The 17,566-nt window shown below is 37.2% G+C and carries 6 protein-coding genes; 2 read left to right on the top strand and 4 right to left on the bottom strand.

Annotated features, from left to right (window positions below; all coding sequences use genetic code 11):
* Positions 1-135: 135 nt before the first annotated feature.
* A complete protein-coding gene (locus ACFO5O_RS04515; RefSeq protein WP_387961342.1) occupies positions 136-1,062 on the bottom strand; it encodes a PorP/SprF family type IX secretion system membrane protein in 927 nt (308 codons plus the stop codon).
* Positions 1,063-1,091: 29 nt separating this feature from the next.
* Entirely contained in the window at positions 1,092-10,265 is a 9,174-nt protein-coding gene (locus ACFO5O_RS04510) for a T9SS type B sorting domain-containing protein (RefSeq protein WP_387961340.1), read from the bottom strand.
* 464 nt (positions 10,266-10,729) lie between these two features.
* Here ACFO5O_RS04510 and ACFO5O_RS04505 point away from each other — a divergent pair, with 464 nt between their 5' ends.
* Positions 10,730-12,319 (top strand): peptide chain release factor 3, encoded by a 1,590-nt coding sequence (locus ACFO5O_RS04505; protein WP_387961338.1) that lies wholly within the window; start codon positions 10,730-10,732, stop codon positions 12,317-12,319.
* Positions 12,320-12,464: 145 nt separating this feature from the next.
* On the top strand, positions 12,465-12,692 hold the full coding sequence (locus tag ACFO5O_RS04500; RefSeq protein ID WP_387961336.1) for a (4Fe-4S)-binding protein: 228 nt from the start codon (positions 12,465-12,467) through the stop codon (positions 12,690-12,692).
* A gap of 134 nt (positions 12,693-12,826) precedes the next feature.
* Here the strand turns inward: ACFO5O_RS04500 and ACFO5O_RS04495 are convergent, their stop codons facing one another.
* Entirely contained in the window at positions 12,827-13,138 is a 312-nt protein-coding gene (locus ACFO5O_RS04495) for a DUF3467 domain-containing protein (protein ID WP_119029556.1), read from the bottom strand.
* Between the two features lie 89 nt (positions 13,139-13,227).
* Entirely contained in the window at positions 13,228-17,529 is a 4,302-nt protein-coding gene (gene rpoC / locus ACFO5O_RS04490; protein ID WP_387961335.1) for a DNA-directed RNA polymerase subunit beta', read from the bottom strand.
* Between the last annotated feature and the right edge of the window lie 37 nt (positions 17,530-17,566).

The raw sequence follows: 17,566 nt of genomic DNA, 5'->3' as shown, positions 1-17,566 counted from the left end.
ATAAAGGAATTTGGGTTTAACGTTCGTATTTCTAGTCAAATTCTATTTGACTTTCTTATAAAATCATGCTGAAATTTAAAAATAAAAGCATCCTTTTTAAGGATGCCTTATAAATAATTATTTTACTGCTTTTTTTTAAAAGAATCTAGGGGAAAAAACTTTATTGATTAACTGCGGCTCAAAACGCAACATTATTTCGTGCGTTCCGCTATTGTAATTATTTAAATTAGTAGTGGTATAATCGTATGCATATCCAATATAAATGTCCTTGCTAATTTGAAGCCCTACGAGCCCAGCTAAAGCATCGTCCCATCTGTAAGCTAGTCCTAAAGTCAACTTATTGTTAAATAAAATATTTGCAGATACATCAGCAATCAAAGGCGCACCAGAAACAGCTTTAACTAGAAATGCTGGTTTCAATTTAGTGGTTTCACTTAAATCAAACACGTACCCACCAATTAAATAATAATGAAGTCGTTCAACTGCCAAGGATTCTTGGAAATCGTCATAATGATTTGTTGTCACAAAATTTGGGACTGACAAACCTAAATACCACTTTTGTGAATGCAAATACAATCCAGCTCCTATTATAGGTGAGAATAAATTCACATTTTCGTTAAATGCAACATCGGGATCTTTGTACCTCCCTTTACTCCAATCTGTATTTAACAAATGAAATCCACCGTTAATGCCAAACGATAATTCAGTATTCTTATCATTCACTTTTATGGTATATGAAAAATTTCCATTAAAAAAAGTCTCGGTGGCAGGGCCTAATTTATCATTTACGATAGACAATCCAAGCCCAATTTTTTTGTTTTTTAACGGGGTATGTACGCCTAATGTTTGAGTTTTGGGCGCACCATCGATTCCAACCCATTGTGTTCGATATAGACCAACGATACTTAAAGTATCTCTTTGCCCAGCATAACCTGGATTAACCCCCATGGTATTATACATATACTGTGTATACTGCGGATCTTGTTGTGCATTAGTGGTTTGCATAAAGAATGCAAATAATACAACGCTCAAATTTTTTATAATTGATAATTTATATGTCATTTTTGTTTCCTTTTGAATGTAATCAATGTTTATCTATTAATATATAGCCAATCAACTATTGGTTCAGAACCATCACCTATATCTAACACATAATAATACGTTCCCACAGGCAATTGATTCGACCCTGATATAGTAGCACGGCCATTTGAAGTTCCGTCCCAATTATTTTGATAATTGGCCTGTTCGAAGACTAGGTTACCCCAACGGTTGTAAACTTCTAATTTATTACTAGGATAGTTCTCAATACAATCAATAATAAATGTATCATTAACACCATCACCATTTGGCGAAAACTCATTATAAACCGTTAAGCAAATAGGTTCAACAACTGCGCTAGACACATTATTTTGTGGATTAATATCAGCTCCTCCACTTGAATTTAGAACTCTAGCAGTATTTAAATAGTCACCAAAACCAAGAACTTCTACAATTACTTCTAATATTTGAGAGGTACCAGCATTTAATTGAGGAACATCCCACACCCCGGTAATTTCAGAATATGAACCAATTGTAACCACTGAGCTTAAATAATCATAACCACTTGGAATGATTTCTTCAATAGTAATATTAGTTGCATCAACATCGCCTTCATTAACTAATACAATGCTAAAGGTTACTTGATCTCCAACTTTAGGTTTTAAATTATTAACAGCTTTTGAAACTGAAATATCAAAATTACAAACAACTGTTACTGGTTCAGTTATATCTTGAGCATTGAAACTACAAGGATTATTAGAATCAGTGCCATTCATATCTTCTACAGAATCCAACACGCCATCGCCATCTGAATCTTGATCACTTTGTGCATCATAAGGATCGGTACCATTTGTAGCTTCATCGCCATTAGTCACGCCATCACCATCACAATCAGCAGCCTGCCAAATAGCATTTGTGCCATCATAACCAGTGTAGCCTGCAGCTTGGGCTGGATCACAAGGATCATTTTGGTCTGTCCCATTATTGATCTCATTATCATCATCTATACCATCGCCATCTGTATCGCCTGATGCGGCATAAGGATCGGTACCATTAGTAGCTTCATCGCCATTAGTCACACCATCACCATCACAATCAGCAGCCTGCCAGATCGCATTTGTGCCATCATAACCAGTGTAGCCTGCAGCTTGTACTGGATCACAAGGATCATTTTGGTCTGTCCCGTTATTGATCTCATTATCATCGTCTATACCATCGCCATCTGTATCGCCTGATGCGGCATAAGGATCGGTACCATTTGTAGCTTCATCGCCATTAGTCACGCCATCAACATCACAATCAGCAGCCTGCCAAATAGCATTTGTGCCATCATAACCTGTGTAACCTGCAGCTTGGGCTGGATCACAAGGATCATTTTGGTCTGTCCCGTTATTGATCTCATTATCATCATCTATACCATCGCCATCTGTATCGCCTGATGCAGCATAAGGATCGGTACCATTTGTAGCTTCATCGCCATTAGTCACGCCATCACCATCACAATCAGCAGCCTGCCAAATAGCATTTGTGCCATCATAACCTGTGTAGCCTGCAGCTTGGGCTGGATCACAAGGATCATTTTGGTCTGTCCCATTATTGATCTCATTATCATCATCTATACCATCGCCATCTGTATCGCCTGATGCGGCATAAGGATCGGTACCATTAGTAGCTTCATCGCCATTAGTCACGCCATCACCATCACAATCAGCAGCCTGCCAAATAGCATTTGTGCCATCATAACCAGTGTAGCCTGCAGCTTGGGCTGGATCACAAGGATCATTTTGGTCTGTCCCATTATTAATCTCAATATCATCGTCTATACCATCGCCATCTGTATCGCCTGATGCGGCATAAGGATCGGTACCATTTGTAGCTTCATCACCATTAGTCACGCCATCACCATCACAATCAGCAGCCTGCCAAATAGCATTTGTGCCATCATAACCAGTGTAGCCTGCAGCTTGGGCTGGATCACAAGGATCATTTTGGTCTGTCCCATTATTGATCTCATTATCATCATCTATACCATCGCCATCTGTATCGCCTGATGCGGCATAAGGATCGGTACCATTAGTAGCTTCATCGCCATTAGTCACGCCATCACCATCACAATCAGCAGCCTGCCAGATCGCATTTGTGCCATCATAACCAGTGTAGCCTGCAGCTTGGGCTGGATCACAAGGATCATTTTGGTCTGTCCCGTTATTGATTTCTAAATCGTTTGACACACCGTCACCATCTGTATCTGTATTCAGATATGGGTTTGTTCCGTTATTAACTTCATCGCCATTATTGACACCATCACTATCACAATCGGCAGCTTGCCAAATTAAATTGGTTGCATCATAACCTGTATACGTAGGGGCTTGCATAGGATCGCATGGATCTGTTTCATCTGTTCCATTAACAGTTTCTAAATCATCTGGAATACCATCTCCATCGGTATCTACTCCCGAATAAGGATCAGTGCCATTAGTAACTTCATCGCCATTAGTCACGCCATCACCATCACAATCGGCAGCTTGCCAGATCGCATTTGTGCCATCATAACCTGTGTAGCCTGCAGGTCTTGCCGGGTCACATGGATTTTTAGGATCCGTTCCGTTTCCAATTTCAGTAGCATCGTTATCACCATCACCATCACAATCATTTCCAGAAGTCACAGGTTCGGTAACATCGGCCACATTGTAGTCACAGGCATCATTTGGATCTGTTCCATTTGCTAATTCTGTTGTATCCAGAACTCCATCATTATCGTCGTCTAGATCACAAGTATCTGAAATTAAATCGCCATCAGCATCTGGGCCAACTTCTAAATAATCAGCAACTGTATTCGCATTTGTATCTTCAGGGGTCGCATAACTGGCCAAAGTTACTGTCCCATCTGGATTGGTTGAAGGAGGGTTACCTGTTCCGTAATAATCATTGTCTCCACCGTCAGCAGTTGCGTCATCATAAGCTTCATTCGCATCATTACAGCCATCGCCATCACTATCTAAATCAAAATGATTTGGAATACCATCATTATCTGTATCTAAATTGGCACAAATTCCAAAGGTATTCAACGTACAAAAATCGGCGTCTTGGTAATTTGGAATCCCATCCATGTCATCATCGGCCATTGGGTTAAGCCCGTTAGATTCTACAGTATCTAAAATTCCATCATTATCATTATCTGCATCTGAATAATCTGCCACACCATCACCATCAAAATCATTAAACGTTGCATCACGATAATCAACATCACCACCGAATAAAACATCGCCATCGGTGTCTGGAAAGTTATCCTCTTGGGAATTATCTAACGCACCGTTAACATCTATAAAAGTATCCCCTTGAATAAGATCGTCATAATTATCGTCTAAACCATTAATTCCTGTTACTCCATCAGTTTGCCCATCGGCATTGGTATCTGCCGTTTCATTTCCGGCTTCCTCAATATCAAAAATGGTATCATTATCAGAATCTAAATCTAAATAATCTGGAGTATCAGTTCCGTCAGTATTAACTACAACTATAGGAGTACCAGAATTATTAACATCATAACTGTCATCAAGACCATCATTATCGCTATCTAATTCACTAGGTGGAATATAATCGACTGTTGATTGTCCCTCTACATTATCAGGAATTGTATCATTATCTGAATCTAAATCTAATTGGTTAAACTGACCATCATTATCTGTGTCTACAATAGTTAATGGTGTACCTCCAAGGGCGGAACCATCTCTATTATCAAAGTTATCGACGGCGTCAATTATTCCATCAGCATCAACATCATTAGTAAAACCACTACCATATTGACCATTACCGTTACTATCTATTCCACCGGCCTCAATCACATCAGCAATACCATCATTATCTGAATCGATATCATGAATATCGTGTCCGCCATCACCATCAGTATCAAAAGGAATAAGGCCAGCAGTGCCCACTGCTAAAGGCACACCTTCATTGCCTGAAGTTTGATATACGTCTGAACTGCCCAACAACCCTGTACCAGGCATACCATTACTATCGTCATCTTGAGTGCCACCTGCTTCAGTATAATCAGAAATACCGTCATTATCAGAATCTAAATCCAAATAATCAGGTTCTCCGTCACCATCAGAATCTGTAGGATTGGTTCGTGGGTTTCCGTCGCCATCTAAATCATCGTCTTCATAACTGTCTCTAATTCCATCATTATCAGAATCATAATCAACTGTATCCACAACCCCATCTTGATCTTTATCTTGTGTAAAAGCTTCTCTCCAATCTCTATCACCACCCACCTGATCAACGTCTGGATGATCTGTTGGCAATTGATTATTATTTGTTGCATTTAAGGGATCTGAGGTATTAGTTATGACATTATCAAAATCATCATGTAAGCCATCTCCATCACTGTCAACAAATAATACAGGGTCAACAATGCCATCATTATCTAAATCTAAAAGACCATCAATAGAATTATCAGTGGCATTTTCAGCCATATCGAAATCATCCCCTCCAATACCATTTATAACATCAGAATTTGTATCGGCATAATCTGGTGCACTACCTCCATCGGTATTTGTATAACCAATACCAACACCCCCATTATTAACATCATAGGCATTATCAATCCCATCACCGTCGGTATCTAATCCTGTTGGTGCTCGATAAGTAAAGGTTGATTGCCCTTCAATGTTATCTATAATCCCATCGTTATCTATATCAATGTCAAGGGTATTATTTACACCATCATTATCTCTATCTTTGTTAAATCCGAATCCACCAAGAATATTTCCTGCAGCATCAGGATCGTTAGTATCTGCTAGGCCATCGCCATCTGAATCTGCAGGAATACCAGTCCCAACAATACCATTATTATCACCATCAGACACTTGAAAGTTTCCTTCAAACGTATCTGGTAATCCATCACCATCTGAATCTAAATCTAAATAATTTGGGATGCTGTCTGCATCTGAATTTAAAAACTCTGGTAATGACACTTCACTTTCCATAGGGTCATGCCAACCGTTATTATTGGCATCAACAAAGCCGTCTACCTGACCATCATTATCAGTATCGTTATAAGAAGCATTATTTGAAAATGCCTCTGTCAAATCGGATATTGCGTCATTATCTGAATCTACATCCAAGAAATTATACAATGTATAACCTGGATTTACATCACTAGTTACATCCGTATTTATTGGATTAGTTGCCAATACACCACTTTCAGGTGAAGTCTCCAATTCATCTGCCAATCCGTTCACTCCAAAAGAAGATGAGTCTACAAAACCATCATTATTTGCATCAATATTTCCTGCTTCAATCACGTCTGGAATTGCATCGTTATCTGCATCTAGATCCAAATGATTGGCAACACCATCATTATCAAAATCATAAAGCTGCTCAATCCCTACAGTATCATCACCAATAAGGTTATTTGAGTCATCTTCATCTAAATATGCTGGTACGCCATCATTATCTGCATCAGCATTTGGATTATTTCCTCCGGATTCAAAAGTGTCAGGTACTCCATCATTATCATCATCTAAATCTGAAATATCAGCAACTCCATCATTATCTGTATCTAAAAGCACAGTAATTGAAACCGTATTTGTACTACATACCTGTGGGGTCACTGCCGTATTACATACCGTATAATCAACCGTTACTGTAGTGCCTTCTTCGCCTGCTGCTGGGGTATAGATCATCACTCCGGTAGAAGCATCAAAACTTACTGTACCTGTTGCTGTGCCTGTCCCTGCATCTACCAAACTTGTATTTGCCCCTGGTAAGAAATCATCGTTCGTTAAAACATTAACCGTATTACTTGTCCCTTCGGTAACATCTAAAACATCCGGAGCAGTCGTTGGAACCAACCTGTTAGGATCTGTAGTATCTCCATTGCCATCATTATCATCATCGGGATCTGTACTATCTGGAATACCATCGCCGTCTGTATCTACTTCTACAGTGATACTTACCGTATTTGTACCACATACCTGTGGCGTCACTGCCGTATTACATACCGTGTAATCAACCGTTACTGTAGTGCCTTCTTCTCCTGCTGCTGGGGTATAGGTCATCACGCCAGTAGAAGCATCAAAACTTACTGTACCTGTTGCTGTGCCTGTCCCGGCATCTACCAAACTTGTATTTGCCCCTGGTAAGAAATCATCGTTCGTTAAAACATTAACCGTATTACTTGTCCCTTCAGTTACCGTTAAATTATCGGCCGCTGTTGTAGCCACTAGTGGATTTGGATCTGTAGTATCTGGATTACCATCATTATCATCGTCAGTATCTGTACTATCTGGAATACCATCGCCGTCTGTATCTACTTCTACAGTGATACTTACCGTATTTGTACCACATACCTGTGGTGACACTGCCGTATTACATACCGTGTAATCAACCGTTACTGTAGTGCCTTCTTCGCCTGCTGCTGGGGTATAGGTCATTACTCCGGTAGAAGCATCAAAACTTACTGTACCTGTTGCTGTGCCTGTCCCGGCATCTACCAAACTTGTATTTGCCCCTGGTAAGAAATCATCGTTCGTTAAAACATTAACCGTATTACTTGTCCCTTCGGTCACTGTTAAATTATCGGCCGCTGTTGTAGCCACTAGTGGATTTGGATCTGTAGTATCTGGATTACCATCATTATCATCGTCTACATCACATTCTCCAACTTCTCCATCTGAATCAATATCTGAATCTACTGTAGTTACCGATGTATTAGTACCCGGGTATGCTGCTCCAGCAACAGTTCCATCACCATTTATGGTAGGCGGATTACCTGTCCCATAATACTCATTATCACCTCCATCTGCTGTAGCACTATCATAGGCTTCATTAGCATCAGAACAACCATCATTATCAGAATCAGTATCTAAATAATCTGCGATGTTATCATTATCAGTATCCGCTGGTGTACAAAAGGACAAATCTCCTATTGCTATTCCTTGAAAATTTGCTGGTGTGGGATTAACTTGATTATAATATATATCAATAGATTCAATTGGAACTGAAAAATTTAGTACTAGATTTTCATTAGTTCCAGCACCAGTAAATGTATTATTTCCATCATAAGTGATATTGGCTCCTGCTGTGTAATCAGCTGGAACTAAATCATAGGATCTTCCTTCAGAGGTAATAACAAATTGAACTTGATCGGTAAAATTAGCTCCTGTATCTATATCATAAATGGTAAACGCTAAATTTGTAACTGATCTTGAAAATTCAATTGTTTGAATGGTTTGACCTCCATTTATAGATTCTTGTAAAAATGTATAAGCTGAGGGTGCAAAAAAGTTATTTATTCTCCAATCCCCTACGCCTGGTGTTGGATTAGTGTTTGTTGTTCGAGACAAAGAAATGCTTACTCCATTAAACAACAAAGGTGGCGAGGCTATAGAAAATACAGGGTCCTCTCCTGACCTAATGGTAGTTCCTTCAACATAATGATTATTCCATATTAAAGACGCTGTTTGACAATTTAATTCAACCGTATCTAATATCCCATCGTTATCATCATCTAAATCATCTCCATTAACTACCCCATCGCCATCGGTGTCTGTTCCTGTACCACTAGAATTTGAGACACTAATATTTACAGTAGCGGTTCCACAAACATCAGGATTAGGATCTGAATTGCAGACTTGGTAAATAACTGTCACCAATTGCCCCGCTTCTGTTGCCAATGGTGTATAAGCTAATTCTCCAGTTGAAGCATCTAAAACTATTGTACCTCCTGCACTCCCACCAATTCTTGTTAAAACAGTTGTACCTAAATTACTTGGGTTTAAATTCGGTAAAAAATCGTCATTCGCAAGTATATTTATATTAGTTGCAATATTCAAGGTCGCAGTTGCACTTTCATCAACAGCAACTGGAATTAATGGATTAGGGTCTGAACCATCAGGGTTACCATCGTTATCATCATCAGGATCAGTACTATCAGGATCACCATCACCATCGGTATCTAGTCCTCCGCATGCTGAAGATACAGCAGGATTGGTTACATCTGAATTAGTTCCTGTGTACCCATCTGTATTTCCAATAACCCTCCCATTAGCGTCATATCCAGTTCCAGAAAGTTCTCCAGATTTCGTAGCACTTTCTGTAAATCCTGCTTCTAAAACATCATTACAGGCATCACCATCAGCATCTAAATCCATATGATCAGCAATTCCATCTAAATCGGTATCAAAATTATCATTAACACCATCAGAATTAGTATCTACAAATCCTGCATAGTCAGGGTCTAAATAATCTGGCACACCATCACCATCAGAATCTGCACTTGGATCTACACCTCCAGGAGACTCTTCAGTATCTAGAATGCCGTCGTTATCGTCATCTAAATCATTGGCATCTGTAACACCATCATTGTCATTGTCTGAAGATGCATAAACGGCAGCTGCAAACTGATCATCATCACTTGCAATAATATCACCATCAACCCCTAAAATGTCGGATGCCGACCCTCCTAAAGCAGAAGAAGGAGAACTAGCTGTTGCAACTGCTATTCTAAAGTTTTGATTTGTAGTTATCCCGATAACAGACAAGGGCACAAACCAATCAATAAAAATGGGATCGGTATTACAACTTGCATTATTATTTAAAGCGTCTGATCGTTGTGAATTCGAATCAGGATTATAAGTACCTAGAATTATACCTGAAGTGGTTCCATCTACATTTTCAACCAATACATCATTATTATTTCCACTACCGTAAATAACTTCTCGTTCAAACCCAGGATTTCCAGGAATACTATTTGGATCAGAAGGGCCAAACTTTAAATCAGTATCAAATAAAAAGCTATAACCAAATGCTCCATTAGCTTGTTTAGCTATACGCATTCTAAATACCATGATTTCATCACCATTATCTGGGGTGCCATCTGGATCTGAAATATAATAATACCCACCTGCAGATCCTGTGGAGGGATCACTTACAATTTCTGTGGCCGCACAACTAGACCCTGTTTGAAGATCTGAAGAAGGCTCTGCTGTTAATTGTGGTACTTCTTTAAATGGTATCTCAAATTGCGGCAACTCATTTCCAGTTGTAAAAGGTAATCCAGTAAGTGTTGTCCAGCCATCTCCATTAGGGTCCATTGGATTTGGACTTGGAGCAGCAGGTGTATAAATCTGACCTGGCGTTTGAGCGAATACTTTAGTGAATAAAACGGATACACAAAACACGACAATAAGCGTAGTGTTTTGGAGAGTAAAGGTTTTCATAGCGGTTTAGGGTAATTTATTTTTTTATAAAGTCTTTTTTAGTTTAGAATGACCATACTTAAGACAACCTCATCGAGAAATTTCGACCTTTAATCGATGAAATATCATTTTTTAACGTTGAAATGCAAATATACGATTATTATTTACTTAACCTAACAATTATCAAATATATTATGCATGCATAGTAATTAAAATTAAGCGATACCCATAAGAAACTATTTTACTTATAATAATTCAAATTATTTATTAAAAAAACCTGATTAATTTAACGAAAACGTTTTCGGCGAACATAATTCTAATAGCTCTGTTTCAATTTATTATGTATTATAAATTTCCTGAATTGGTCATTGTTCTTTGTGTAATTAAATGGATGTTAATCATAATTTAGTGATGTCAATGAATATTTAAGACGTGGGCTTTATAAAGGAGCAAATAAGTTTATCTTTGCCGAAAATTAATCATTAATGAATTTTAATTCCGAAATTAACAGACGACGAACCTTTGGTATTATATCGCATCCAGATGCTGGAAAGACTACCTTAACCGAAAAATTATTACTTTTTGGGGGTGCCATTCAAGAAGCTGGAGCAGTAAAGAGCAATAAAATAAAGAAAGGAGCCACTAGTGATTTTATGGAGATTGAACGTCAGCGTGGAATTTCTGTTGCTACATCGGTTTTAGCCTTTGAATACGATGGCATTAAAATAAACATTCTTGATACTCCCGGACATAAAGATTTTGCTGAAGACACCTTTAGGACTCTCACTGCTGTTGATAGTGTAATCGTTGTTATTGATGTTGCCAAAGGGGTCGAGGAACAAACTGAAAAACTTGTTGAAGTTTGTAGAATGCGAAATATTCCAATGATAGTTTTTATCAATAAACTAGATAGAGAAGGAAAAGACGCCTTTGATTTATTAGACGAAATAGAACAAAAGTTAGGTCTTCAAGTCGTTCCTTTAAGCTTCCCTATTGGAATGGGATACGATTTTAAAGGCATTTATAATATTTGGGAACGAAATATTAATTTATTCAGCGGTGACAGCAGAAAAAATATAGAAGAAACCATCGAAATTTCTGACCTAGAGGCAACGGAACTCAATTCATTAATTGGTGACAAAGCCGCTAAAACCTTAAGAGATGAAATTGAACTTGTAGAAGGTATTTACCCCAGTTTTGACCGTCAAGCTTATTTAGAAGGAAACTTACAACCTGTATTTTTTGGATCTGCGTTAAACAATTTTGGTGTTCGTGAACTCCTAGATTGTTTTATTGAAATTGCTCCAAAACCAAGACCAAAACGAAGTGAAGAACGTCTAGTAAATCCAGACGAAAAGGATTTTAGTGGATTTGTATTTAAAATTCACGCTAATATGGATCCTAATCATAGGGATCGATTGGCATTTGTTAAAATTGTTTCCGGAAAGTTTGAAAGAAATAAACCTTATTTACATGTTAGACATGGTAAAAAATTAAAATTCTCCAGTCCAAATGCCTTTTTTGCAGAAAAAAAAGAAATTGTTGACATTTCCTATCCAGGCGATATTGTTGGTTTACATGATACCGGAAACTTTAAAATTGGTGATACTCTAACTGAAGGCGAAGCCATAAACTATAAAGGGATCCCAAGTTTTTCTCCCGAACATTTTAGATATATCAACAACGCCGATCCTTTAAAGTCAAAACAACTTTATAAAGGCATAGATCAGTTGATGGATGAAGGTGTTGCACAGTTATTTACTTTGGAACTGAACGGTAGAAAGGTTATTGGAACAGTTGGTGCTTTACAATATGAAGTGATTCAATACAGACTTGAACATGAATATGGTGCTAAGTGTACATATGAAAACCTTAATGTACACAAAGCGTGCTGGGTTGACCCTGATGACCCTAAAAATGAAGAGTTTAAAGAATTTTTGAGAGTGAAGCAACGATTTTTGGCTAAAGACAAACAAAATCAATTAGTTTTTCTGGCAGATTCGGCATTTTCATTACAAATGACACAACAGAAATATCCAAGCATTACCTTTCATTTTACTTCTGAATTTAATTAAAAAAAGATGTAGTTCATCTAATTTTTATGAAAAATGTTGTTTTTTATCGATTTTTTTGTACATTTAATCGAATATTATTTACATCGTCTATATGGTGTAGCTAACTTTAATAGAGAATCATAACCCCAAAAATGATCTGCTACTTATGGAAACAAATGCTAACGTTTTCAGTAATAAAGATATTACTGTAACATTCGAACCCTGTGTATGTATTAATGCTGAACGTTGTGCTAAAGAGCTTTCTGATGTCTTTAGAAATTCAGTAATTCCATGGATCTACCTTGATGGTGCTTCCACAAAAAAAATCATTAATCAGGTTAAAAAATGCCCTTCGGGCGCATTAAAATTTTACTACAACAAAGAAGTTGCTTAACAGCATAAAAAAAACCTTTGATTAAATTAATCAAAGGCTTTTTTTATTAAGCTTGACCTGTTGGCCCAAAATTTAATGGTATAGGCGGTTGCTGAAAAAACTATTTCGAGCAACCTTTACCTTATTACTTTTATTTATGCCTGACCTGTTGGTCCAAAATTTAAAGGTATTGGCGGTTGCTCGTAATCTTTAATTTCACCATGAGCATTTTCAAATCGCTTTACATTATCACCTAATGCTTTTAGTAATCGTTTAGCATGTTGAGGTGTTAAAATAATTCTAGCCTTTACTTTACTTTTAGGAGTACCTGGCATGATACTTACAAAGTCCATTACAAATTCTGAAACTGAATGATTTATAATAGCAAGATTAGAATAAGTGCCTTCGGCTACTTTTTCATCTAATTCTATATTTATCTGTCCCTGCTTGTTTTTATCTTCAGCCATGGTTTCCTTTATTAAATTTTGAATCAACTTTAAATTAAATCAGGTTCTGGTTTCACTCCAATAAAGAAGTGAAACCATATTCACCTTATTTAGTTATAATTCATTTCTTGTTTAGCCTTCATCATTTCGTCGAATTCTTCTTTAGATCCTACAATGATGTTTTCATAACGCCTTACCCCTGTTCCTGCTGGAATTCTATGCCCAACAATTACATTCTCCTTAAGACCTTCAAGATCATCAACTTTAGCATTTACTGCTGCTTCGTTAAGTACTTTTGTAGTCTCTTGGAAGGATGCAGCCGAAATAAACGATTTCGTCTGTAATGAAGCTCTAGTAATACCTTGAAGAATTGGTGTTGCAGTTGCTGGGTGAGCATCTCTAGCCACAGCCAATTTTTTATCTTCTCTACGTAAAATAGAATTCTCGTCTCTTAATTGGCGCATCGTTACGATCTGACCTGGTTTAAGCGTAGCTGAATCTCCAGCATCTTCAATGACCTTCATTCCAAAGATTTTATCGTTTTCTTCAATGAAATCAGATTTGTGAACTAATTGGTCTTCAAGGAATATTGTATCTCCAGAATCAATAATCTGTACTTTACGCATCATTTGCCTAACAACAACTTCAAAGTGCTTATCGTTAATTTTCACACCTTGTAAACGATATACTTCTTGTACTTCGTTTACTAAATATTGCTGTACCGCAGATGGGCCTTTAATATTCAAGATATCATCTGGAGTCACAGAACCGTCAGATAGAGGCATTCCTGCTTTTACATAATCGTTTTCTTGAACAAGAATTTGATTAGATAATTTTACAAGATATTTTTTAACCTCTCCTAATTTAGATTCTATGATAATCTCACGGTTACCTCTTTTAATTTTTCCAAAAGAAACTACACCGTCAATCTCACTTACAACCGCAGGGTTAGAAGGATTACGCGCTTCGAATAACTCGGTAACACGTGGTAAACCTCCAGTAATATCTCCAGCTTTAGCTGATTTACGTGGAATTTTAACCAAAACTTTTCCTACACTAATCTTTTCACCGTCATCAATCATTAAGTGAGCTCCAACCGGTAAGTTATAAGAACGTATAGTATTTCCTTTAGCGTCGTCTATATGAAGCGTTGGAATCAACTTTTTGTTTCTAGATTCAGAAATTACTTTTTCTTGGAATCCTGTTTGCTCATCGATTTCAACTTGATAAGTTATACCTTGCTCAATGTTTTCATATTTTACTTTACCAGCAAATTCTGAAATAATTACTCCATTATATGGATCCCATGAACAAATAACATCACCTTTTTTAACTTTATCCCCTGGTTTTACATTAATGAATGAACCATAAGGAATGTTATTGGTACTCAAAGTGATACCTGTTTTCTCATCGACAAGTTTCAATTCAGAAGTTCTAGAAATTACAACTTGTGTTTTCTTGCCTTCTGCATCAGCACTTTCAACAGTTTTAAGATCTTCGATCTCTGCTATACCATCAAATTTAACGATCAATTTATTTTCTTCGGAAATGTTACCAGCAATACCACCTACGTGGAATGTACGCAATGTTAACTGAGTACCTGGCTCTCCAATTGACTGAGCAGCAACAACACCAACAGCTTCTCCTCTCTGAACCATTTTACCGGTAGCTAAATTACGGCCGTAACACTTAGAACAAATACCTTGTTTAGCTTCACATGTTAATGCAGAACGTACTTCAATAGACTCTAATGGAGAATCTTCAATACGTTTAGCAATAGCATCATTAATATGCTCACCTGCACTCACCAATAATTCTTCAGTTAATGGGTCATAAACATCATTAAGAGAAGTTCTACCTACTATTCTATCTTCAAGAGTTTCAATAATCTCTTCGTTTTTCTTCAATGGAGAAACTTCAATACCTCTTAACGTTCCACAATCTTCACTATAGATAATAACATCTTGTGATACATCAACCAAACGACGGGTTAAGTAACCCGCATCGGCAGTTTTAAGTGCGGTATCGGCAAGACCTTTACGAGCACCGTGGGTTGAGATAAAGTATTCCAAAATTGAAAGACCTTCCTTAAAATTAGAAAGAATAGGGTTCTCAATAATTTCACCACCTCCTGCGTTTGATTTTTTAGGCTTGGCCATTAAACCACGCATTCCTGTAAGCTGACGAATCTGTTCTTTAGATCCACGAGCTCCAGAATCAAGCATCATATACACAGAGTTAAATCCTTGTTGATCTTCACGGATACGCTTCATTGACAACTCGGTCAACTCGGCATTGGTAGATGTCCAAATATCAATAACTTGGTTATAGCGTTCATTATTGGTTATCAATCCCATATTATAGTTACCCATAATACCATCAACTAAAGTATTAGCTTTATCGATCATACTTTGTTTTTCTGGTGGGATAATAATATCACCTAAACTAAATGATAAACCACCTTGAAATGCAAACTTATATCCTAGAGTTTTAATTTCATCAAGGAATGCTGCTGTTTCAGGAACACTGGTTACTTTCAAAATGTTACCAATAATATCTCTTAAAGATTTTTTGGTAAGAACCTGATTAATGTAACCTGCCGCTTCTGGCACTTTCTCATTAAATAAGACACGACCAACTGTAGTTTCAATAATTTGGGTAGTTAACTCTCCATTTTCATTGAAATCCTTGGTTCTAACTTTTATTCCGGCATTTAATTCTACTTTCTTCTCATTGTAAGCAATAGTTACCTCATCTGGAGAATAGAATGTTAAGCCTTCTCCTTTAACTTTAACCTCATCAGTAGATTTACGTAGCTTGGTCATATAATATAGACCAAGAACCATATCTTGAGATGGTACAGTTACTGGAGATCCATTAGCTGGATTTAAAATATTATGCGAAGCCAACATTAATAGTTGTGCTTCTAAGATTGCTTCTGGGCCTAATGGTAAATGCACCGCCATTTGGTCACCATCGAAATCTGCGTTAAATGCAGTACATACCAATGGGTGCAACTGGATAGCTTTACCTTCTATTAATTTAGGCTGAAAAGCTTGTATACCAAGTCTGTGAAGCGTAGGAGCACGATTTAAAAGTACTGGATGTCCTTTTAAAACGTTTTCTAAAATATCCCAAACAACTGGTTCTTTTCTATCTATAATTTTCTTTGCAGATTTTACAGTTTTTACAATACCTCTTTCAATCAGTTTTCTGATAATAAATGGTTTGTAAAGCTCTGCTGCCATGTTTTTTGGCAATCCGCATTCAAATAATTTTAATTCTGGTCCAACGACAATTACCGAACGTGCTGAATAATCTACACGTTTACCTAAAAGGTTTTGACGAAAACGTCCTTGTTTTCCTTTTAATGAATCTGATAATGATTTTAATGGTCTGTTAGAATCTGTTTTTACAGCAGATGCTTTACGTGTGTTGTCAAATAATGAATCTACTGATTCTTGCAACATACGCTTCTCATTACGTAAAATTACTTCTGGAGCTTTGATTTCAACCAAACGCTTCAAACGATTGTTACGAATAATAACTCGACGATATAAATCATTTAAATCTGAAGTCGCAAAACGCCCACCATCTAAAGGCACCAAAGGTCTTAATTCTGGTGGAATGATTGGAATAGCCTTCATGATCATCCACTCTGGCTTATTTTCGCGATTGGCATTTGAATCTCTAAACGCTTCAACAACTTGCAGACGTTTTAAGGCCTCTGTTTTACGTTGCTTAGAGGTTTCGGTATTTGCTTTATGACGTAAATCATATGACAATTCATTCAAATCAATTCTTGAAAGCAAATCTATCAAGCATTCAGCTCCCATTTTTGCGATGAATTTATTTGGATCGTGATCATCCAAATACTGATTTTCTTGTGGAAGTGACTCAAGAATGTTTAAATATTCTTCTTCTGTTAAGAAATCCATTTTTTGCAACGGCTCGCCATCAACATTTTTTGCTAAACCTGGTTGAATTACTACATAACGTTCGTAGTAAATAATCATGTCTAATCGTTTAGATGGTAGTCCTAATAAGTACCCAATTTTGTTAGGTAACGAACGGAAATACCATATATGTGCAACAGGCACAACAAGGTTGATATGCCCAACACGGTCTCTACGTACTTTCTTTTCAGTAACTTCAACACCACAGCGGTCACAAACTATACCTTTGTAACGTATTCTTTTATATTTTCCACAAGCACATTCAAAATCCTTCACAGGACCAAAAATACGCTCACAGAATAAACCATCTCTTTCTGGTTTATGAGTTCGATAATTAATAGTTTCTGGTTTTAGGACTTCACCGCGAGACGCAGCCAAAACAGACTCTGGAGAGGCCAAACCAATTGAGATTTTATTAAATCTCTGTACTGTATTCTTATCTTGTTTTCTTGCCATAATACTTTATAGTCTTCAGTTAGCAGTCTTCAGTCTT

It is taken from the genome of Geojedonia litorea (assembly GCF_042654525.1).
GTDB classification, from domain to species: Bacteria; Bacteroidota; Bacteroidia; order Flavobacteriales; family Flavobacteriaceae; genus Geojedonia; species Geojedonia litorea.
The sequence above is the reverse complement of the archived record's forward strand: the minus strand, read 5'-3'. Positions and strand labels throughout refer to the sequence as shown.